Source organism: Candidatus Mycosynbacter amalyticus (assembly GCF_025273655.1).
GTDB classification, from domain to species: Bacteria; Patescibacteriota; Saccharimonadia; order Saccharimonadales; family Saccharimonadaceae; genus Mycosynbacter; species Mycosynbacter amalyticus.
The window spans coordinates 476,536-498,698 of record NZ_CP045921.1 but is presented as its reverse complement, the minus strand read 5'-3'; the positions used below and the strand labels follow the sequence as shown (position 1 = coordinate 498,698).

20 protein-coding genes and 1 tRNA gene are annotated in these 22,163 nt (G+C 51.6%); 15 read left to right on the top strand and 6 right to left on the bottom strand.

Features of this window, described 5'->3' with window-relative positions; all coding sequences use genetic code 11:
- Window positions 1-4: 4 nt before the first annotated feature.
- Entirely contained in the window at window positions 5-1,138 is a 1,134-nt protein-coding gene (locus tag GII36_RS02735; protein WP_260764292.1) for an AI-2E family transporter, read from the bottom strand.
- A gap of 85 nt (window positions 1,139-1,223) precedes the next feature.
- Here GII36_RS02735 and GII36_RS02730 point away from each other — a divergent pair, with 85 nt between their 5' ends.
- The gene (locus GII36_RS02730) at window positions 1,224-1,616 is read left to right on the top strand and encodes a hypothetical protein (protein WP_260764290.1); all 393 of its coding nucleotides are present in this window, start codon (window positions 1,224-1,226) and stop codon (window positions 1,614-1,616) included.
- A gap of 78 nt (window positions 1,617-1,694) precedes the next feature.
- Here the strand turns inward: GII36_RS02730 and GII36_RS02725 are convergent, their stop codons facing one another.
- Window positions 1,695-1,991, bottom strand: coding sequence for a hypothetical protein (locus GII36_RS02725; protein ID WP_260764289.1), 297 nt, complete (start codon window positions 1,989-1,991; stop codon window positions 1,695-1,697).
- A gap of 49 nt (window positions 1,992-2,040) precedes the next feature.
- Window positions 2,041-3,255: a tRNA guanosine(34) transglycosylase Tgt gene (tgt, locus tag GII36_RS02720; protein ID WP_260764288.1), complete on the bottom strand. Its 1,215-nt coding sequence runs from the start codon at window positions 3,253-3,255 to the stop codon at window positions 2,041-2,043.
- A gap of 122 nt (window positions 3,256-3,377) precedes the next feature.
- Here tgt and GII36_RS02715 point away from each other — a divergent pair, with 122 nt between their 5' ends.
- The 8 genes from GII36_RS02715 (at window position 3,378) to GII36_RS02680 (ending at window position 10,925) form a co-directional block, all read left to right on the top strand.
- Window positions 3,378-4,088, top strand: coding sequence for an ABC transporter ATP-binding protein (locus GII36_RS02715; protein WP_376787567.1), 711 nt, complete (start codon window positions 3,378-3,380; stop codon window positions 4,086-4,088).
- 2 nt (window positions 4,089-4,090) lie between these two features.
- Entirely contained in the window at window positions 4,091-5,326 is a 1,236-nt protein-coding gene (locus tag GII36_RS02710) for an ABC transporter permease (protein ID WP_260764286.1), read from the top strand.
- Window positions 5,327-5,328: 2 nt separating this feature from the next.
- Window positions 5,329-6,006 (top strand): response regulator transcription factor, encoded by a 678-nt coding sequence (locus GII36_RS02705; RefSeq protein ID WP_260764285.1) that lies wholly within the window; start codon window positions 5,329-5,331, stop codon window positions 6,004-6,006.
- 3 nt (window positions 6,007-6,009) lie between these two features.
- Window positions 6,010-7,038: a sensor histidine kinase gene (locus tag GII36_RS02700; RefSeq protein WP_260764283.1), complete on the top strand. Its 1,029-nt coding sequence runs from the start codon at window positions 6,010-6,012 to the stop codon at window positions 7,036-7,038.
- A gap of 108 nt (window positions 7,039-7,146) precedes the next feature.
- Entirely contained in the window at window positions 7,147-7,620 is a 474-nt protein-coding gene (locus GII36_RS02695; RefSeq protein WP_260764281.1) for a GreA/GreB family elongation factor, read from the top strand.
- An 81-nt stretch (window positions 7,621-7,701) separates the two neighbouring features.
- Window positions 7,702-10,230: a cation-translocating P-type ATPase gene (locus tag GII36_RS02690; protein ID WP_260764279.1), complete on the top strand. Its 2,529-nt coding sequence runs from the start codon at window positions 7,702-7,704 to the stop codon at window positions 10,228-10,230.
- Entirely contained in the window at window positions 10,227-10,784 is a 558-nt protein-coding gene (locus GII36_RS02685; protein WP_260764277.1) for a hypothetical protein, read from the top strand. The genes GII36_RS02690 and GII36_RS02685 overlap by 4 nt, the downstream gene beginning before the upstream one ends.
- A gap of 66 nt (window positions 10,785-10,850) precedes the next feature.
- A tRNA-Gln gene (locus GII36_RS02680) sits at window positions 10,851-10,925 on the top strand.
- Window positions 10,926-11,258: 333 nt separating this feature from the next.
- Here GII36_RS02680 and GII36_RS02675 read toward each other — a convergent pair.
- Window positions 11,259-12,542, bottom strand: coding sequence for a PE-PPE domain-containing protein (locus tag GII36_RS02675; RefSeq protein ID WP_376787566.1), 1,284 nt, complete (start codon window positions 12,540-12,542; stop codon window positions 11,259-11,261).
- Between the two features lie 271 nt (window positions 12,543-12,813).
- On the opposite strand from GII36_RS02675, the gene GII36_RS02670 reads away from it, so the two are divergent.
- The 5 genes from GII36_RS02670 to GII36_RS02650 all read left to right on the top strand — a co-directional run bounded on the left by GII36_RS02670 (window position 12,814) and on the right by GII36_RS02650 (window position 17,502).
- On the top strand, window positions 12,814-14,193 hold the full coding sequence (locus GII36_RS02670; RefSeq protein WP_260764269.1) for an ABC transporter permease: 1,380 nt from the start codon (window positions 12,814-12,816) through the stop codon (window positions 14,191-14,193).
- Between the two features lie 7 nt (window positions 14,194-14,200).
- The gene (locus GII36_RS02665; RefSeq protein ID WP_260764266.1) at window positions 14,201-14,878 is read left to right on the top strand and encodes an ABC transporter ATP-binding protein; all 678 of its coding nucleotides are present in this window, start codon (window positions 14,201-14,203) and stop codon (window positions 14,876-14,878) included.
- 102 nt (window positions 14,879-14,980) lie between these two features.
- Complete coding sequence (locus tag GII36_RS02660; protein ID WP_260764265.1) at window positions 14,981-15,658, top strand: response regulator transcription factor; 678 nt, start codon at window positions 14,981-14,983, stop codon at window positions 15,656-15,658.
- Window positions 15,655-16,680 carry a sensor histidine kinase gene (locus tag GII36_RS02655; RefSeq protein WP_260764264.1) on the top strand — a complete coding sequence of 342 codons (1,026 nt, stop codon included), beginning with the start codon at window positions 15,655-15,657 and terminating at the stop codon, window positions 16,678-16,680. The genes GII36_RS02660 and GII36_RS02655 overlap by 4 nt, the downstream gene beginning before the upstream one ends.
- Before the next feature lie 129 nt (window positions 16,681-16,809).
- A complete protein-coding gene (locus GII36_RS02650; protein WP_260764263.1) occupies window positions 16,810-17,502 on the top strand; it encodes a chymotrypsin family serine protease in 693 nt (230 codons plus the stop codon).
- A 108-nt stretch (window positions 17,503-17,610) separates the two neighbouring features.
- Here GII36_RS02650 and GII36_RS02645 read toward each other — a convergent pair whose 3' ends face one another.
- The gene (locus GII36_RS02645; protein WP_260764262.1) at window positions 17,611-19,569 is read right to left on the bottom strand and encodes an alpha amylase C-terminal domain-containing protein; all 1,959 of its coding nucleotides are present in this window, start codon (window positions 19,567-19,569) and stop codon (window positions 17,611-17,613) included.
- Window positions 19,570-19,655: 86 nt separating this feature from the next.
- Between GII36_RS02645 and GII36_RS02640 the strand changes: the two genes are divergently transcribed.
- The gene (locus GII36_RS02640; protein WP_260764261.1) at window positions 19,656-19,964 is read left to right on the top strand and encodes a hypothetical protein; all 309 of its coding nucleotides are present in this window, start codon (window positions 19,656-19,658) and stop codon (window positions 19,962-19,964) included.
- A gap of 84 nt (window positions 19,965-20,048) precedes the next feature.
- Here the strand turns inward: GII36_RS02640 and GII36_RS02635 are convergent, their stop codons facing one another.
- Window positions 20,049-22,127: a nucleoside/nucleotide kinase family protein gene (locus GII36_RS02635; RefSeq protein ID WP_260764259.1), complete on the bottom strand. Its 2,079-nt coding sequence runs from the start codon at window positions 22,125-22,127 to the stop codon at window positions 20,049-20,051.
- Window positions 22,128-22,163: the final 36 nt, after the last annotated feature.

The following is a 22,163-nucleotide window of genomic DNA, read 5'->3' as shown; positions in this document are numbered from 1 at the left end:
GCTGCTAAGCCTCTTCTTGCAACTTCTTCACCAACTTATGTAGTGGCTTGTCGCTCTTCTTGCGCGCTTTTTTCGTCTGCTGGAAATGATCCTCGAGCAACACTTTGATACAACCGGCGATAGGAATCGAGATAATACCTCCCGCAAGACCAAACACATAGAGTCCAATAGTCACTGCAACTAGTACGGCAAGTGCTGACAGCTCGACCGTCTTCGCTTGAATCGTTGGCGACACGAAGTTGTTTTCAATCTGTTGGTATACGACAAAGAATACCACGAAGACAATTGCAGCTGTTACGTTATTGAATGCGAGAAGTGCGGTAATCAGCACACCGGCAATGGTTGCACCAAACATTGGGATAAGCGAGAAGATAAACGCAATTGCAACTGTAGGTAGTGCCAGGTTCATCGGTACAGCAGGGAAGAAGAAGTGCAGAATAAATACCATTAAACCCGCACAAAGCGCACCAATACCTGACACTGCAATCTGACCAGTGACGTAGCCCGTCACTACCATGTGCATACGGCGCGCCAGGCGTTGGTGATACTCCATCTTGTCTTCGTCAGTATATACCCCCCAGAGTTTACGGAGCCAAGTGGGTCCTTCTACTAGCATGAGAAACGTCAGTACAAGCGCCAGGAAGATCGCAGCAACGGTATTAAACAGAGAGCCCAGACTCGAGACAAATGAAGAGCCGATATTTGCGGCCCACGATGTGGCATTTTCCTTGGCACTGTTGAGCGCTGAGTCTACCTGTGACTCGAGCCCGTAGCGCTTCACGAACTCGTCAGCCAAGTGCCAATTCTCTTGTGCGGAGTCGATAAGTGTCGGCACGTTGTCCGCTACTTTGGCAGTTTGCTCGATAATAGGTGGCACGATGAGTGCGATGAATGTTCCCAAAAACGCGACAATTAATACAAATGCTGCGGCAGTTGCCCCAATACGGCTTTTACCTGGCATCTTATCCGCCAGTTTGGCAACCGGATTACTCAGCGCAAGTGCCAAAAAAGCTGCTGCGCCAATAATAACAAGAGCGGTTCGTGCACTATAAATTGCCAGTCCAGCCAGGCCAAACCCAATCACGACTAGCCAAAACCGCACAAACGTATGTGTATCTATTTCTATACGGACTTTCATACCATTACCTCACGTATTATGTTCAATAGTATAGCACAGCAGGTGTATACTATGGACATCACTCATCCTACAAGGAGGTGGATCCATGAGTGACGAACCGCTTATCACATTGCAAGAATTTGGATGCGGGCTAATCTATGGTGCTGCTGCGCCCAAGCTGAGCTACGGCATGACAACCTGGCTCGAACTCGACACGCCACGTGCACACTATGCAATACTGAAAGCGTACGAGAGTATACGATATCATGCCCAATTCCATCTCGACCATCACCCGAGGCTTGGGGTGTCATATGATTGGCGCAACTTCCTGAACATGCTTGAACAGACAACGCTTATCGAACCTGTTCCCGCGTCCCAAGGCATGTATGTGGTGCGCGCGACTCAACTCATGTTTGCCGCAGCTCAGTGCAACTTCTTTGGCAACCGGTGGTCATTATGGGAGCGGCTTGGCCGGCAATTTGGCGAGTCTTGCAGCTAAGTTTATACCCCGCCTGGCGCGTTGAGACTCCATAGGAATCTCCGCAGCCAGCGGGGCTTTCCTATATAGAGATAAAGGCTAGTTATTTTGTCGCACGAAGCGTGCTTTTGCGACATTGCCAGCACCGTAGCCAGCATAGTAGAGGACCGATACTGCGAGCAGATAGCTCGTAAGCATAGCGCATTTCAGCGTAAGTGGTGCCGCCAGCATGAGCAAAAGCCCCGATCCGAAGCCTACGAGCGTTGCGCCCATACCGTACGATGCCGCTCGCACAGCTTGCCGTTTGCCAAATATACCGAGTCCGATAGCACCAGACATCAGCGTCATCGAAGCGACCATAGTAGTAACGTGGAGTATGACAAGAAAAGTATGCATGCTCACAGCATAGCAAATATGCTTGTGGTTGACCAGTTTATGTCGATAGTTAGGCTGATTCGCGCTTACTGTAGTAACCTGCAAGAAACTCTTGCTTGAAATCAAAGAAAGAGTTGTCAGCGATACTGGCGCGGATATCATCGACCAAGCGCACGATGAAGCGCTCGTTGTGAATTGTAGCCAAGGTATTACTCAGCAGTTCATCTGACTTGAAGAGGTGATGGAGATAGGCGGCGGTGAAGTTCTGGCAAGTATAACAATCACAGTCAGCGTCGAAGGGCTCGAGTTTTTCTTTGAACTCCGAGCGTGTAATATTAACACGGCCTCGCTTTGTATACAGCGCACCATTGCGTCCCACGCGAGCAGGTGACACGCAGTCGAAGGTGTCGGCACCGTTTTCAATACAGTCGAAAATGTCATCTGGCTCGGATATACCCAGCATATGGCGCGGCTTATCCTCTGGCAATTCTTCGCACATCCAGCGTACATTGTTGCCAATGTTACTTTTGCGCAGCGCTCCGCCCAGGCCATAGCCATCGAAATCCATACCCCCTAGGAATCGCGCGCATTCGCGACGCAAATCTTCGTGGTCGGCACCTTGCACTACACCAAAGAGCGCCTGTGGCGGCCGGTGTGAACGCTCTACGTTCAAGCGTTTATGCTCCGCTAAACTCCGCACTGCCCACGGATGCGTACGCTCGTGCAGGCTCTCCACCTGGTAATCATAGTCATGAAACAGCGTCGTCAATTCGTCGAACGCAAACGTGATATCTGCGCCGACACCATGCTGGATCTGCATGCTTAGCTCCGGTGTAAATCGATGCATGCTACCATCGAGGTGCGATTTAAAGTTCACACCATCGTTGTCTATCCATGCCAATTTGTCTTTCTTGTTGGTTGTTTTCTGGTCGGGATCACCCTCCATGTCAACAACTTTTTTGAATCCTACGCCGAGGCTCATCACCTGGAATCCACCACTATCACTAAAAGTTGGCCCATCCCAGTGCATAAATTCGTGTACGCCGCCCGCACGGTCAATTAGTTCATGGCCAGGACGCAGATATAGGTGGTAAGCGTTTACCAGTACTGCCTGGGCACCAGCAGCTCGCAGCTGCTCAGGGGTCAATGCCTTCAATGTTGCTTTGGTCCCTACGGGTATAAACGCTGGCGTCTCGATCAAACCGTGCGGCGTCGTAATAGTACCTGTCCGCGCGAGCGCACCGTCCAACCGGTGGTGGATTTCAAACTCCAAAGCTTTTTTCATTTATACTATAGTACCACATCTGTTGCACTCTGGCCGCCTGGTGCGGTAGTATAATAAGAGCACCAAAAGGAGGACACGTGATCAAATCAGCAGCGCCCGTCATCACCGTCGACCAATTTAGTATGAAATTTGGCGACAAAACAGTCATCGACGACTTATCATTTGAAGTTCGAAAGGGCGAAACGTTTGGCTTCCTCGGTAGCAATGGTAGCGGCAAGACGACAACGATGCGTGCGCTCCTTGGTATCTATCAGCCCACCAGCGGTTCACTCACTATCAACGGCAAGACATTTGAGCCAGAAGATGGCCGTATGCTCGGCTACCTGCCAGAAGAACGCGGCCTCTACAAAAAAGAGTCAGTTCTCGATGTCATGACCTACTTTGGTCAGCTCAAAGGCCTCGCTAAACAAGAAGCAAAACAGTGGTCACTCGACTACTTAAAGCGTGTCAAGCTCGAAGACAAAGCAAGAGTAAAAGTCGATAAACTTTCTGGTGGACAACAGCAAAAGGTCCAGCTAGGCGTGACGATTATGAACGACCCGGACGTACTCATTCTCGACGAGCCAACCAAAGGCTTCGACCCAGTCAATCGCCGTTTACTTATGGATATTATCGAAGCTCAGCGTGCCAAGGGTGCGACTATCATCCTCATTACTCATGACATGAGCGAGGTAGAGCGACTGTGCGACCGATTAATCTTACTCAAAGATGGCACTCAGGCGGCATATGGTACAGTGCCCGAAGTACTAGAGCAGTTCAAAAAGAAAACCATGGATGACGTATTTCTTCATGTGTACGGCGAAGACGCCGCAAGTGAAGGGGAGGAGAAATAGATATGGCATCTCGACATAATCTCGGCACAGTTATTAGTTTTGAGTTTTGGCGTACTGTCAAAAAGCCTTCGTTTTGGATTGCCACACTCGCATTTCCACTCATGTTCGCCGTTATCATCGGTATCGTCTATTACAGTAGCAAGACCTCAAGCGACAGTAGTGAAAAACTTGCCCAGGAGAAGTTTAGTATCGAATACAAAGACGACTCGAGCGTCGTATTACCAGTAGTAGCTGACAAACTTGACGCCCAGCCAGTCACCGACAAAGCGACTGCGATCGAGGAGGTCAAAACAGGCAAGGTTGACGCATTTTTCTACTATCCCGCCAACCTCGACAAGGCACAGGTAGAAGTCTACGGCAAAGACGCGGGACTGTTCAATAATGGCAAATACTCTGCTGTCGCCGAACAGATGCTGAAGACAAGTGCTGCTGCGACAATTGCAAATCCGAGATTAATAGCCGTAACACAGGGATCTGTCTCGAGTGACACCACCACCTATAAAAAAGATGGGGAAGTCTCTGCCGGCTGGCTTGCAGCCATTCCACCATTGCTCTTCCTCCTCTTTTTCTATTTTACAATTGCCATGCTTGGCAACAACCTTCTCAATAGTACTGTCGAAGAAAAAGAAAATCGCGTTACTGAGATGATTCTCACCACGCTTAATCCAACCATTCTTATCGTAGGCAAGCTTCTTGCGACATTTCTGGCAGGTATCGTGCAGGCGGCCGTAATGATTACGCCAGCAGTCATTGCATACTTTGTACTTGGCTCGGAAGTTGTCAATCTTCCAAACGCGAACATGATCTCACAGCTTGTTGTCGATCCAACTGCCATGGTGATAGGTGCACTCATTATGATCGGAGGACTCATGTTGTTCACCGGTACACTTGTAGCTGTTGGTGCTGTCATGCCAACAGCCAAAGAAGCAGGCCAATACTTTGGCATTGCCATCCTCCTCATGTTCATACCGTTTTATATCATCATGCTCATCCTCAGCGACCCGAGCGCACTTGTGGTACAAGTCTTCACATTCTTCCCATACACCGCACCAGTTACAGCCTTACTTCGCAACGCATTTGGTTCCCTCGGCCTAGTTGACGCCGCTATTGTGATCAGCATGCTCATGGTGCTTGGCACTGTCATCATCCTGCTTGCGGTGCGCCTGTTTCGCTACGGCGCCATGCAGTACGACGGGAGACTGTCACTTAAAACTCTAAGCCTCAAAAAACGAGCATAGCTGTGCGCATCCTGGTGATCGAAGACGAAGTCAAAATCGCCAATGCGCTTGCCAGAGCACTGCGAGGACAAGGCTATGCTGTCGATGTCGAGCATGACAGTGACGGTGGTTATGCTATGGCGAGTACCGAGCCATACGATATCATGATCGTTGACAGGTTACTGCCGGGTGAGTATGCAGATGGTGTTGCACTACTTCGCAAACTCCGAGAGGAAGATATAGATGCACCTGCGCTCATCCTCACGGCGCTTGGTAGTACCGAGCAGAAAACAGAAGGACTGGACGCCGGGGCGGACGACTACCTCACGAAACCTTTTTCCGTCGACGAGCTACTCGCCCGTGTGCGCGCACTACTCCGCCGACCGACGATTCATCAAGATACTGTGCTGCGCGCAGGCAAGCTCTCCCTCAATACCACGCTACACGAGACAAGCTACGATGGGGAATTACTCGATCTTACTGTCAAAGAACAAGCACTACTCGAATACCTTATGCGATCGGAGGGTCGTCCGGTTTCCAAGGAGCAAATCATCAGCCACGTCTGGGATTTTGATGCAGATATTTTGCCAAATACGGTTGAAGTCTATATCAAATATCTGCGCGGCAAAATAGATAACAGGTTCAAGGTACACTACATCAAAACCGTCCGCGGTGTCGGCTACAAATTTGAGGCACACTAGTCCATGCAAAACATTCCAAAAATGTTTCAATCAGCCACACTCAAACTTACCATCTGGTATTTGGCCGGTATCATGCTGGTCTGTCTCGTATTTAGCGTGCTCGTCTACAATTTTGCAAGCGGTGAGCTCTACGCCAGGTTTGAAGTCATAGAAGCCCGGTTGGCGCAAAGTACCACCGTACTCGCCCAATCTGACTTCAATTTTGAAACAGTACGTGACCGTCAAATTGCAGAAGCCGAACATAATATTGTAGGCATGCTCCTATATGCTAATCTTGCCGTGCTTGCTATCGCAAGTGTCGCGTCCTACATTCTCGCCAAGCGTACCCTCCGACCGATTGAGGCCGCTCACGAGGCTCAGACCAAGTTCACCAGTGACGCAAGCCATGAGCTCAAAACACCACTTGCCGTCATGAAAACAGAGCTCGAAGTCATCTTATCTGATAGTGGCGCAACCAAACAAGATTACCGCGAAATTCTCGAGAGTAACCTAGAGGAAGTTGATCGACTGAGCGAGCTATCTTCAACGTTGCTCAAGCTCGCCCGGCTTGAGTACAGCGAGCTTGAGTGGCGTAAGTTCAATATTACCGAAACAGTCGACACTGCTATTCGTTCACTCGGAGAACGGGCCGATCGCATTGATGTAGAAGCTGTCAAAAAACTTCCTGACATAGAAGCAAATCCTACCAGTATTACCGAACTGGCAGTCGTGCTGCTCGACAATGCCCTCAAATACAGCCCTTCAGACACTCGCGTAACTGTCTCGCTTAAACGCCGTGTTCGAAGCGTGGAGCTCAGCGTCACAAATATCGGAGTTGGCATCGCTCCAGACAAACTCCCGCATATTTTTACGAGATTTTATCGAGCTAGCTCATCACGAACGTTAGAAGAAAACGCCAGTTATGGTCTTGGGCTGCCACTGGCAAAGAAAATTGTAGAGCTCCACCATGGTGAGCTCACCGCGAGCAGTCAGCCGGGCGTTTTTACCACGTTCACGGTTCGAATACCTCTGTCGCAGACACGTGCGTTGTAGTATTAGCTACAATTCTCAAGCAATTCAGTAAACACTCAGATTCGTCTGGCATACTGCAGTCAGTGATCAGCAGAGATCACATAAACACGAAGAAAAGGAGCATTGACCATGATTGTAACAGAACAAGAAACTGTGTATCTGAGCAAAAAAGGCATGAAAGAGCTCAAGAAAGAAATTGCTTCTCTCGAACGGCTCCTCCACCACGCACAACACGAACTCCGCGAGCTTGACCGCACCGACAGTCGCGAAGATCGCTACGAACGCATCGAAGCTCAAAGTCGCATCGAAATGATTGCAAATGACATCCAGGAAAAGCATGACCAGCTCGCACGAGCAGTTCAGCTGCCTCGTAAACGCGACGCACTAAAAGTAGCTCTTGGTTCGGTCGTCGATCTCATGGACACAAATGGACGTATGGTGCGTTATACTGTCGTCAGTAGCCTCGAAGCCAATCCGAGCGATGGGCGCATTTCAGTCAACAGCCCACTTGGCCAGAGTCTCCTCGGTCGTAGAGCCAAAGAGACAATCGAATGGGCAGGCGGCTTGCGTACAAGTAGTATGCAGCTCGTTCGCATCAGCTAGTAACCCTTATAATTCACCCCGCCAGCAGCGCGCTTCGAAGTCACCCCCTCGGAGCGCGCTGCTTTTGATATAATGAAGCTAATGCTTTATCATAGCCAATCCGCCAGCGATGTACTCGACGAACTCAAGTCGAGTGAAAAGGGTTTGCACCAAATTTATGCCGAAGCGAGGCTCAAAACACACGGCCCAAATCACCTCAGGCTTTCCCGGCGTTCGTTTTGGCATATTGCCAGCGAACCTTTTCGGGGCGCGCTCATGGTACTACTCCTCATCGCACTTGCGATCAGTATCACAGCAAACAATGCAGCAGAAAGCGTCCTGATAGCGAGTATTATCGTACTCAATGCCTCGCTGCGATACTGGCAGAGTTTCTCGCACGAGCACACGCTTCGTACGCTCGAATCGGAGGCAACTGGACGAGCACGCGTACGCCGAGATGGTATAGAAGTACATATCGACACGGCCGAGCTGGTACCGGGTGACATAGTGACATTGCAACCAGGTGATCGAATACCCGCGGACGGACGTATCGTGCACAGCGCGCAGCTCATGGTTAACCAACTCCAACTTACAGGTGAAACTGAACCCGATGCAAAGCGTCCCCAGACACTTCATAGTGAAACCCAGCTGCCGCAGCGCAGCAACATGGTCTACCGTGGCACCTACGTCGTGAGTGGAAGCGGGGTAGCAGTCATCACTAGCACGGGTAATCGTACAGAGTACGGCAAACTGCTGCAGCGAGCGGCCCGTGTATCAAGACGCAGCTCATTGCAGCAAAAAATCGCACGCCTCGTACATCTCGTTGTCATCATACTATTCGGTATCATCGTAGGCATTTTGGCGCTTGGCGCAGCCTACAGTATGCCTTTCGAGGAAATCGCCGAATACGCGAGTGCGATCATCGTTGCCGCTGTACCCGCAATACTTGCGTTTGCCGTAGCATTTGTCTCTACCCAGGGACTTCGCACACTGTACGCGCATCGCGCGCTAGTACGACACACTCATGCTATTGAACCGCTCAGCCTCATAAGCGCTCTCGTATCCGACAAAACAGGCATGCTGACGCGTGACACGATCTCTGTTGCAGCCACATGGTGTGCACCCTCTGTCGCTACAAAAGAGTTCCTAAACAGATGCCAGCAGGCGACACTTTCTGCCACATCGGTCCGCGACGAACATGACACTGCACTCGCAAATTACATCCCACACCAGGCCGCACGCCATATTCAGCCCGCCCACACATTTGCGTTTGAGCATCAGAGTGGCGTCAGTGGAAATCTCTGGCATCATGGAAGTAAGTACTGCCTCGTGCTCAAAGGAGCACCGGAAAAAATTTTGCGCATGGCCGATCTATCGGACGCGGAGTATGAACACGCGCATCTCGAGCTGCAGCGGCTCGCCGCGAATGGTCACCAAGTGCTAGCTATTGCATGGTGCGAGCTAGCTCAGCCCATTACCAAACCCAGTCAACTTGCCAAACGTCAACGCCTTCACTTCGTCGGCTTCGTCGCATTTGCACAGGTGCTCAAACCAGCCGTTAAACACGCTGTTGCCACCGCTACGCATGCAGGCATAAGTGTGCGCATGGTCACGGGAGATCATGTAGAGACGGCCTACAGTATCGGACGCCAGCTTGGAATTGCGACAAACCGCAGTCAAGTGCTCGACGCACGCAAACTTGCAGTCATGAGCGATCCAGAACTTACTCGTGTCGCTCAGACGGTCACTGTCTTCGCCCGTACTGCGCCCGACCAAAAACATCGCCTTCTCAGTGCCATACGTCATCATCATATTGTTGCCGCTACAGGAGACAGCACCGATGATATCCCGGCGCTTATTCAGGCACACATAGGTATTTCTACAGCGCATAGCTCACTACTTGCGCGCGATGCGAGCGACCTTATCTTACTCGACAACAACTTTGCAACCACACTGGAGGCTATCAAATGGAGCAGAACAATTGTGGGCAATATTCGCCGCATGTTTTTGTTCGTCATCACTACCAATATCGCAGAGATGGCGCTGATAGCAGGCTCGCTCCTGCTCGCTACTGCGCCAGCGCTCCTCCCTTCGCAGCTCCTCTGGATCAATCTCATAGTCAGTCTCGCGCTCGTGTTACCGCTCGGCTTGGAGCCTCATAGTCGCCATATCATGGACCGTCGCCCTGTCTCGCCTCGTGCAAGTGTACTGCCCAAATATCTCATCGTGCGCATGTGTCTACTCTCCACTATCATGATGCTTGTTTGTCTTATCGCAAGCATCTACTATTCATCGCAGTTCGGCTACGCGTATGCTCAAACTATTGTCTTTACTATGTTTGTTGTCATGCAGATCGTCAGTGCACTCTCGGCCCGCAGCGACCATACTTCAACACTAGTACGATTCCGTACTTTCAGCCCGCTTGTATACGGTGGTGTCGTAGCGGTAGTATTGCTGCAACTTATACTTATACAAAGTCCGGCGGGCACGTGGCTTGGCATGGTGCCTGTCCAGCCACAAGATGTGCTCATCAGCTCACTAGTGAGCGCTGCTCTATTGCTCGCCACTAGCGAGCTACTCAAATGGCACTCACGTCACACTGTGCGTCGCGTAGGGAGGAGCTACGCATGAGCATTAAACTTATAGCAGCCGCAGGCATTGTATTGCTCGTTGTCATAGTCGGTATCAGTACTGCGCTCGTAGGTACTCGGCAAGATTCGCAACCTACCGAGGAGCGCACGACTGTTTCTACTAGCACCTCCACGGTGCCAGCAGAGCAAACACCAAAATCGTCCAGCAGTACCAGCACGAAAAAAACAACTACTACGAGCAAAAATCCGTCACTGGCAGCATCAAGCACGGGTGCGAGTTACGAGGAGTTTTCTGAGGCAGTATTTCGTGCCGCCAGCAGCAAACCACGCATCTTGTTTTTCTACGATAGCACTCATGCGCCAAGTGTTGCACTCGATAGTCAGCTGCGAACCCGTGCAAGCGAACTCCCGCACGACCTACATATCTACCGGATAACTCTGGCTACACATAAGGATATTGCAGAGCAGTTTGGTGTCACACAACCAGGTACCGTACTCAAATTTGACAGCAACTCGCAGCTCGCAGGTATTTATATAGCGCCCGACAACCCGACGTTCGATAGCCTCATCACCACACTTGCGCTCAAACACTAGGCTAAAGTGGACAGCTAGACCTTCTGGCGCCCGCATGGTAAAATAAGTACCGCTGAACAGACACATTGGGGTGTCGCCAAGTGGTAAGGCACCGGATTTTGGTTCCGGCATTCGGGGGTTCGAATCCCTCCACCCCAGCCATGAAAAAAGTCGTAGGCCTTCAGGTCTAGGACTTTTTTCTTTGTCTAGAGATAGTGATTCGAAGCCCTGAGTGGCATGAGGGGGCGAAAACTGCCAGTGGCAGTTTGAGAGCGACGTTCCGATGACGATGTATCGTCAATCGTGAACTCGCGGGGTCGCGAGACGTGACCGAATCCCTCCACCCCAGCCAAGAAAAAAGAAGGTATGTACGCATACCTTCTTTTTTAGTGTAGTCCAAAGCCCCCAAAATGAGTTGAAGCCCGGATCTATCGTGATGACACACGAAGATCCGGGCTTGCAACCAGGGTAGTAAGGACAGAATACCAGCCGCTCCTACGGCAGGTGGATTGGGGGCACGCCGGCAGGCAGTGCCCGGTTGATGGCATCCACGGCTGGCTGCGGGTTACCGGTTTGCACCGACTCCACCACACCAGCGGCGATATCCGCCACGACAGGCGCAGCAGCTTCGCCCACTTCACGGCCAACTGCCTGGCCGACACGCTCACCCAGCTGAGTGCCAAGGGTGGTTCCTGCCGGACCGAAATTCGATCCAACAGCACCACCAGCGGCACTCCCGATAGCTGCACCTGCATTTTCGGCCACATAGACTGTGGTCTGACCGGCGAAGTCACCGACGACAGCCGGGATCTCCTCCGGGCTGGTGGGGACCTGCGGCACAGGCAACGGCGCGGGCTTCTTGGGCTGAAGCAGACCCTCGGCGAGTTCCGGGAGGAAATCACCGTGGAAGATCTCTTCGAGCTTCGGGAAACTGTGGTCCGTCAAGAGATAATCCGACAATGCGTCAGACAGCTCCTGGGGCACACCAATACCGGCACCGCGAGCCAGAAGAACGAGCGATGGGGTGTCCGTCGGGACATCTACGTCGATCTCATTGCCGTACACCGAAATAGTCGCATTCGACATATTGAGGTCGGGTCCGTAGCTGCCGTGCGCCGTGAAAAAACCTGCCAGCCGGTTTGCTCCCTTGATCGGATCGAGGTCGCTCGGCATGTCGCAGATCGGATCCGCGTTCACGCCGACCTTGCAGATCGACACGACCTTGACGCCGCTGGTGCTCTGATCCTCGTCGAAATCAACGCCGAGTACCGGAATCTTGAACGCGCGGAGTACCTGGGCGATGCCCTTGGTCGAACCCTGTCGGCCCGGGTCTCCCTGAGCGACAATCAGTAATTGATCGGCAGGAAAACCCTTCGCCACAAGTGCCCGCGCAGCGATACGCGCGGCGTCACCGGTCTGGCTATAAACCACCAAGGTCTTCTTCGCCAGGGTCGGCGCTGCCTCGACAGTTTGCACCATACTCGCCGCCGTTTCATTGCGACTGTCCGAGTAGGTCTTGTCGAAGAGCCCCGTATCGAACCGAAACTCATTCACAGCGTACATCTCGGAAACCGGCACGTCAGGGCTGACGCCCTGTGCGACGCGTCCTGCTGCCGAATCCTTCATGCCAGCGGCACTGGGGTTACCAGTACCACCGTAGGCATAGATGGAAGACGAGTCGAACTCGACCGGGGCTGCCTGAGCGATTGAGGAACCGCCAAGCACAAGCCCCAGTGCCAGTGTGACGAGCGCGATAGCGCGCACGAAAACACGAAACATCTGAATCACCTGCTTTCTAAAGAGTGAGGGTGGGTTGTATTCTGTTGTACTCTGATTGTTAACTGATCATCGTTGACCAGTGGATTACACCCGTACTTGTTACACAACATTGTATACTTTCCGAGACAAATGCATTATAACATAAAAATAATAAAAAAGCAATATCTTTATACTATTTACAAAAATACGCAACACCTATGTGTTTAAGTTTCGATTTATCTCTTGGTCATATCCTTTTGACAGACAACAAACCATAACCAAGGAGAAGTATATGAATATGATATCCCGGGGGGCACGTAATGCTTTTCGCAACATCATACGCACAGGATCCATCGTGATCATCCTCGGCATCAGCATCGGACTGGCTCTTGCCATGCTCGTCGCTCGCCAGGCAGTCACAGCCAAAATAGACACTATCAAATCATCGGTCGGCAACACAGTCAGCGTCGCACCAGCGGGTGCCCGTGGTTTCGAAGGTGGCGGCGAACCACTCACCAAAGACCAAGCCGCCAAACTAACTGCTATCGATCATGTCTCAAGCACCATCCAGACAGTCAGTGATCGCTTAACGACCGACAACACCACGCTTAAATCTGGCATCGATGCTGGCTCACTCGGACAGCGTAATTCAGAACGTTCCGGGGTCGGGTTCCAGCAAGCGCCGCCACAAATGCAGAATGGAGAAGGCAGGCAGGGTGAGTCAAGCTCAAGCAGCTCCCAGGGCACCGTCACCCGCACCTTTACACCGCCCGTCACTGTTGTAGGCAGCAACAATCCAGAGAAGGCGCTCGCATCGGACGGCGTAACATTCAAACTCACTTCTGGCACAAGCTTTGCAGCAGACTCCACCGAGCACGTCGCCATCATCGGCAAAGCGATCGCTGACAAAAACAGCTTGGCAGTCGGCTCAACCTTTACGGCATATGGCACTGAGTTCAAAGTCGTGGGCATCTACGACACCGGCACGCAGTTTACCAACAACCAAGTAATCATGCCGCTCGCCGTCGTCCAAACACTCAGCGACCAAGTCGACGAACTCACGAGTATCACACTCAATGTCGACAGCGTCGATAACATCTCGAGTGTCAGCACCGCAGCAAAGAAGGTGATGGGCGATAGTGGTGATGTGACCGATTCTGCCAGCACCGTCGAGTCTGCTGTCGCACCGCTCGAAAATATTCAGACCATCTCGCTCTATAGCCTCATTGGGGCAGTCTTTGCCGGCGCGATCATCATCTTACTCACTATGATCATGATCGTCCGCGAACGCCGCCGAGAAATCGGCGTCATCAAAGCCATCGGCGGTAGCAATGTAATCATCATGGGTCAGTTTATTGCTGAAGCGATCACACTGACACTCCTCGGCGCTATTATCGGTATTGGTATCGGCGTCGCAGCTGCAGCGCCTATCACTAGCGCACTCGTATCAAGCTCTAGCACAACTACGCAGGCTGGCGGCATGATGAGCGGCCCAGGTCGTGGCGCCGGACGAGCTCTCCAGCAAAGTGCAGAAAATATCACTGCCACTGTTGGTTGGGAGATCATCCTCTACGGCATCGGTGCGGCGCTGATCATCGCCATCATCGGCAGTGCACTCGCGTCGATCTTCATATCAAAAGTACGCCCAGCAGAAGTGATGCGGGCAGAGTAGGAGGCATATGTTAGTAGTAGAACACCTCACACGCACATTCAAATCTGGTGGCGAAGAAGTGCATGCCGTCGACGACCTCAAATTTAGCGTCGACCGCGGCGAATTCGTCTCCATCATCGGTAAATCAGGTAGTGGCAAAAGCACACTTCTGAGCATGCTCGGCGCCCTTGACAAGCCGACTGGTGGCAGCATCAAAGTTGACGAGCAAGACATTGCCAAAATGAGCGACCATAGCCTCATCCGCTATCGCTGCCACAAAATCGGCTTCGTGTTCCAGAATTACAACCTGATACCAAACCTGACTGCACTCGAAAACGTCATGCTCCCCATGGAGTTCGCCGGAGTGGCACCCGCTGAGCGCAAAGACAAAGCTGCCGCGCTATTGTCACAGGTAGGTATCGAGCCAGACCAGATGAAACGCAAACCCGGCAAGCTCTCTGGCGGTCAGCAGCAGCGCGTCAGTATCGCCCGCGCGCTGGCCAATAAGCCGAGCGTCATTTTGGCCGACGAGCCGACAGGCAACCTGGACGAGCAAACCGGAAAAATGGTCTTTGACCTCTTGCATTCGCTGGCCAAGACCGAGAAAACCACTATCATCGTGGTCACACACGATCTCGACATCGCCGGCAAGACGGACCGCACTTTCCGTCTAAGTGACGGCAAACTCAAAGAAGTCAAAAAATAGCGCCCAAGTTTCACCAAAAACTCTGCCTACCTGCAGAGTTTTTGGTATACTTGAGGGATTGCTTTAAGATAGGACTCAGTTTTAAGTCCTATACTAGGAACTATGAAGATATTACTGATAGAAGACGAACACAGGATTGCTCGTGCAATCCGCGAAGGCCTCATGGATGAAGGCTATGCTGTCGACGTAGAGTACGACGGGGAAGCTGGCTACAATACCGCCAGTGCAGATGAATATGATCTTATCCTCATGGATGTTATGATGCCCAAGAAAACGGGCATCGAGGTATGTAAACAGCTACGCGCAGATGACAATCATACACCAATCATCCTTCTCACAGCCAAAGACCAGACAGAAGATATCATCAAAGGTCTCGACAGCGGCGCAGACGACTATGTTGCCAAGCCATTCTCGTTTGAAGTATTATTAGCTCGAGTTCGTGCTATCTTGCGGCGCCCTCATGAGAAGCTTGCAGAAGTGCTTACCGTAGAAGATCTTGAACTTGATACTGTCAATCGCTCAGTCAAACGCGCCGGCAAGACAGTACCCCTCACATCGAAAGAGTTTTCGATCCTAGAGTACATGCTACGCAACAAGAACCGTGTCGTGAGCAAATCCAACATCATGACACATGTTTGGGATTTCGACGCCGATATCTTACCAAACAACGTCGAAGTATTTGTCAACTACATCCGCAACAAAGTCGACAAGCCCTACAAAGGCCGCAATCTCATCGAGACTATGCGTGGCTTCGGCTACATCATCAAGGATGAAGGGTGAGCCACGAGCTCACCCAATTTCGCTCGTTTCTACGCACCGATACGGCGCGTTTGATGCTGACGTACCTGAGCATCATCATGATCATGAGTCTCAGTTTCAGTATCGTACTCTACGCCACATCTACCAGCCAGCTGGAGCGTCAGCGACCACCGCGTAGCGCTATTGGTATAACCGATGATTTTCCTATGCAAACACCATCGGGCTTTCGCTCGTTCATCAATCAGCGCATCGAGGAAGGCAAGCGTGACATATTCGCTAAACTCGCCGTTATCAATCTGCTCGTACTAGCCGGTGGCAGTATTTTCAGCTACTACTTGGCGCGGCGCACACTCGAACCTATCGAGGAAGCCATGGACGCCCAGACTCAGTTTGTAAGTGATGCAAGCCACGAGCTTCGCACACCCCTGACAGCCCTACGCACCACCAATGAAGTTGCGCTTCGCCGCAAAAAACTGACACTCACAGATGCCAGAGAAACGATTCAGGATAATCTAGATGAAATCGCCCGTCTGCAGCAACTGACTGACGGACTCTTGCGCTTGTCAGCACATCAGCCCACACTCACACTGGGGGATGTCAAACTTACAGAGGTGGTCGATACCGCCCTAGCCACTGTAGCGCCAAAAGCCGTCGACAAACGCATCTCTGTCGACAATCTGATTCCTACGATTACGCTACACGCTGACGACGGTGCACTTACGCAAATCATCACCATCCTACTCGACAACGCTATCAAATACAGTCCAGATGATACTACGATTACACTTACTGCAGCCCATGATGCTAGAGGTGGCACCTACATTCACGTTGCCGATCAAGGGGTTGGCATCGCCGAGCAAGACGTGTCACACATTTTCACCCGTTTCTACCGAGCAGATGCTTCACGCTCGCAAACCCAAGGATACGGCCTTGGACTACCTATTGCGCATCGACTCGTCAAGGCACACCATGGCACACTCAGCGTCGAAAGCACGCTGGAACAGGGCAGCACATTCACTGTTTACATACCAGTAAAAAAATAGTGTTATTATTGACTTTTTATTATACTTATGCTATAATTAATTCATGAGTGAGAGAGTGTTGAGTAGCAGCCAGCTACCCTCTTCCATTGCTCGTTAACAAATCACCCAACCAACTCTCAAGGAGAAGTCATGATTCCCATTGTCAGTGCCAGAAGTATTCGAGCGTGGCTCGTCGGACTGATCGGCGCAGCAATTCTCGTCGGACTGATCGGCGCTATTTCCCACGGTGCAGGCGAGGCAAGTGCCGCACCTGCACCTGTGATTGGCGTCGGTGTCAAGGTCATCCCCCAGGGCGGGGGCGGCTGCAACGTCGCCACTGTCAGTGGCAGGACTTTTGATTTCGCAGGTCACTGTGGCAAAGTCAATGACAGAATCACCGATGCCAACGGCCAGTATGTCGGCACAGTCATTCGCAGCACTACCTACCCAGACGGAAGTGGTGTGAGTGCCAATTACGCCGACATCGCCACCGTACAGATGGCGCCGAACGTTATCGTACGCGACGAGGTGCCGGTCAAAGGCGTCGGACAGCCGCGCCACGGTTCCACTGTGTGCAAACACGGCCACGGAATTGCCAACAAGGTCCGCCAGTGCGGCACCGTCGTTGCAATCACCAAGTTCGGGATCGTCATCAAGGGCATGGCTGTCACGCCATTCGACTCCGGCTCGCCGGTGATTGATGCTAACGACGAAGTCGTCGGCATCATCAGCGGCTCACCATCTCTGATCGACGCAGCCCTCAGTGCAGCTCGTGCTCTAGGCATACCTGTGCCCGATGGCGCTAGTGTCGCCACTCGAGCAGACTACGAGCTCGTCGGCTGACGAGAAGAGGTTGGGTGATCTCCGTCACCCGAGCGTACGCTCGGGTGACGGACTCAACCACGATAAATATTTATGCGAAGAGTGATCGCGGCATCACTCGTCACACTCCTATTTATCCCGGCGTAGTACTAAGGCTGTGCGTGCAGGCAGGTACAGCATGAGCTGGCCAGAAGTGGCCATGTAAGCGACATGGCTATCGACGCGACCCTGGCCGCCAAACTCCTTACTGTCGCTCGAGAGTACCGCGGTATATTTGCCATTTGGTGCAGGCACTCCGTAGTCTGTATACGACTGGGCAGGCGAGAAATTATAGGCAAACAGATAGTTGCCACGCATATACGACAGCACACCGTCGCCCTGGTGGATATAGCGGTAATCCACCTCGCCGTCTACATCGCGCAGGAGTGTCGTGAGTGCCTGGTCGAAGCTACCAAGCTGCGAATACTTCAAGTTCGCATCGTCTGCCAAGCTCCATTGGCGGCGCGCATACTGGTATGACCACCCGTTGCCTGGACGCGGAAAATCGATCCACTCCGGATGCCCGTATTCGTTGCCCATAAACGTGAGATAGCCACCACTATGCGTACTAGCAGTAAGCAACCGGATGAGCTTATGCAAGGCGACCGCGCGCTCCACTACTAGATCGGTGTCGCTCGCCAGCATGTGGTCGTACATATCGGCGTCCGCCAGGCGAAATATCAGCGTTTTGTCGCCCACGAGCGCTTGATCGTGACTCTCGGCGTAGCTAATCGTCCGCTCCTCTGGCCGATGTGCGGTGAGCTCGTGAAGCAAATGCGTGAGATCCCAATCTTCATCCTTCTTCTCCTTGAGTGTTTTGATCCAGAGATCAGGCACCCCCATGCTCAGGCGGTAGTCGAACCCAATACCATCGACATCTATAGGAGCGGCGAGACCAGGCAGCGCACTCATGTCTTCAGCGATAGTAATAGCATGCTTCTTTACCCCGTGCACTACGGCGTTTGCGAGCGTGAGATAGGTGAGTGCATCGAGATCTACATCGCCATCGAAGTAGTCATCGTAGCTACTATATGATTTCTCTAGGCCGTGACTATAGTAGAGCATGCTTGTCACGCCGTCGAAACGGTAGCCGTCGAAATGGTATTCGTCGAGCCAATAGCGCACGTTGCTGAGGAGAAAATGCGCTACCTCGGGCTTACCGTAGTCAAATGTACGCGAATCCCATTGGCGATGATGTCCGCGCTCACCCTCATGGAAGTACTGACTGTAGCTACCGTCAAACCGACTTAGACCTTCGGCCTCATTCTTCACCGAGTGCGAGTGTACGATATCCATGATCACACGCAGTCCCATAGCGTGCGCCGTGTTGACGAGTGCCTTGAGCTCGTCTGGCGTGCCAAAGCGTGAGCTAGGGGCGAAATAGTTGGCAACATGATACCCAAAGCTGCCATAGTAGGGGTGTTCGGCCACGGCCATGAGCTGCACAGTATTATAGCCGACTCTCTTGATACGGGGCAGCACTTCGCGTGTGAAGTAGGCATAGCTAGCAACTTCTTCGCGCTCGCTACTCATGCCCACGTGTGCTTCGTAGATGAGCGGAGGATCGGCGGGTGACCGAAAGCCACGGTCCGTCCACTTGAATTCTTGCTTCGGCTGCCAAATCTGCGCGGCAAAAAGCTTCGTCTCGTCGTCTTGTACAACGTAGCGCGCATACGCAGGGATACGGTAGCCATCGCCGCCGTCCCAGTAGACGTGCAGTTTATAGTTATCACCGTGCTGCAGTAGCTTGTCGGGTAACTCCAAGAGCCAATCGCCTCCGTCGCGGGTGAATTCGTATCGCGCGTCATCTTGCCAGTCGCAGAAATCACCGACAAGGACGATCTTGTTCGCATGCGGTGCCCATTCGCGCATGATCCAGCCACCGTCGGTGCGGTGCCGGCCGTAGTATAGATATCCTAACGCGAATTCGGTCGCGGATTTTCCACCCAAGATACGGCGCGAATTTTCTAAGATATGCCAGTGACGCGCCTTGAGCTTGTCGCCATATGGCTCAAGCCAGGGGTCGAGTTGCATGAGTTTTTTAACCATTAGTAGTATTGTAACAGATTGACAAAAGATTATTTTGCATGATATAATTAGTATTGACCAACATCACTCAAGCAATGGAGCTTAGTATGATATTTGAACCCCGTCGCACAAATGTGATGGAGCTCAAGCCGGTAGATTCTGAGGCTTCCCGCCTCGCCTCGCTTGAAAAGCGTCTGGCGAACCTGTTTCCGTCTCAGCGTGCATACGTGATACAGCACACTAAAGATCACGTGAGTCGGCGTGCTAGCTACGACGCCGAAGGGCTTAAGCTTGTCTACAAACATCTTGTGGACACATGCCGCCCACACCGACGCACAGCGGAGCAGCAGGAAGCCTTGAACGATGCCGCAGCATTCGTCAGCCTGTTTGACAGGAATTGGGTCGCGCCTAACTAGGCACTCCGCCGCCGCCAGCAGTTTGAGCACGCAATATCGCCGCTCCTGTATGGGGCGGCGATTTGCTTTTATACTTAGAATGCGCTAAGGGAGACGTATACCGAACTGGCTAAGAGCTGCCTTGCCTTGAGCAATTTGAGGTGCTAATTGGGGTACTGCTTTCTCTACTTGTGCAGTAAACTGCTCTACTATCGGTGCTGCCTGTTGTGTAAACTGTTGTATTGGCTGTTGCATCTGAGCGGGTGCAGTATTATTCAGGACCGGTGCAGAAGGGGCAGTATAGGCGGGTATAGAAGCTGCTGGTGCGGTGGCAACTTCTGTAGATGGAGCTGTATTGTGACCAGTCAGTGCATCACTTATAGTCTTCACACCGTCTGTAAGTGCTGTCGACAGCTCGGTCGTTCCGCCCATAGAAGCTCCTGGGTTGGTAATCTCGGCGATCGCTTTTGGAGCCGCATTCTGTACTTTAGTGGCAGCATCTACTAGCTCCTGCGATAATACAGGCCCCAAAGCAGTACGAACAAAATTACCGGTACCAGGCTGCTGGCGCTCAGCAGCCTTTGCGAGCGTGTCCGTAATCTTAGCTGCGTTATAGTTGCCGTTTTCGTCACCTCGCATCGCAAGAATTGCTTCATCCATTTCTTTCGTGACAGGGATATGCTGATTTTGATACAGCGCATTCGCGATACCGCTACGCAACCTGTAGCCATTTACAACATTGTTGCCGCCATGGTAGGTAGTTGTCAATGAACCGTCCGTGTTACGTTCCGTAGTGCTAGGAATGTTCCCTCCATAGGCACCATGCGTGCCACCAAATGCCGTGCCGACCGCTTTATCTGCCATATCAATAGGCGAGGCTGAGCTAGCTGCTGCCCAGAAATCGCTTTCGTTTTTATAGTAGTGTACGTTTGGGCCACCTTCAGATTTATTACCGAAACTCTCTATGCCTTGAGACTTTTTGATCGCAGCTGGAATCGCGTCCCAATAGGGATTTTCTGATGCACCGCCCTCAACGCCAGGTGTTCCTATGTAGACGAAATGCACATTGGCAGGGAGTTCTCCACCGTTTGCCTTACGAATACGAGCTTCTGTAACGGTTTGTGTTACACCACCTTCCGAATAACCGACATAGGTGATTTTTTGGCCTGGGTTCTTCTCGTAAATATCATACTGCTTATTACTAGCAATAGTCACAGATTGATCAAGTGTATGTGAATCTTCCGGAGTCACGAGTGTCTGAATCGCACCAGGGTAAGTGACACCTTCTATGTGGGCATTTTTTCCACCTAATGCACCGAGAAGTGGTACTGCGTTTGGCGTATTACCACCGCCACGTCCATTTGTAGGAACAATAATATTTGCATTTGCCGCAAGACGAATATCCGACTGTTGAACAATCTCATGAGCCTGATCGTAGTTGCTTGGCATTGGAATCAAATCGTGCAGAGCACCTGTCTCAACAGCCCACTTAGAGGCAGCAGATCCGCTCATCATCGTAAGCATCGCCAAAGGAACCTTGTTGCGCATAATATATTTGCCTATGCGTTTCGCACGAGAATCGTCTTCTTTGGCTGAGTATTTTTCATACGATTTTTCGGCGCTTTCAGCCATACGGGCATGTGCATACCAATACATACGGCTTAATGAAAACTTGCCGAGTTTAGCACGTTTTTCGTCTGGAGATGTCTCGTGAGTATTCTCTTCTACTGCTTCGGGTGTTTCAATAGAGTTTTGCTGAGCAGCATGGGACTCGCGATAGAGAGATATTACTTCACGCAGCGCAGTAGTCTTTGATTCCTCGGTGCTGTGATTATAAAGTGCAGCTGCCACACCTTTGCCAAAAACTTCACGCGCAGCATCGTCCATACTTGCAAAAGCCATGTCAGCATCACTCAATTTAGTAATGATTTCGGTTGTGTGCATGTCATAACGATTTTGATCATTCTGGCTATAAACCACACCTGAAATGTCGTAGCGAGCCTCAAGCGCGCGATGGAGGTGCCCTGCGGCGGTATTATTACTCTCAGCCGCCTCATCTTCTAAATACTGTTCAATGTTTGTGATGCCTTGATTAGCGTAAGACTTAATGGCTTCATCTTCAGCATTTTTGAAATCACCAGATGGGGTGATATCCTTTGTGACTAATTTCGAACTATTTTCCATACTCTATCTCCACGAAGTTATAGGAATTTGATATCA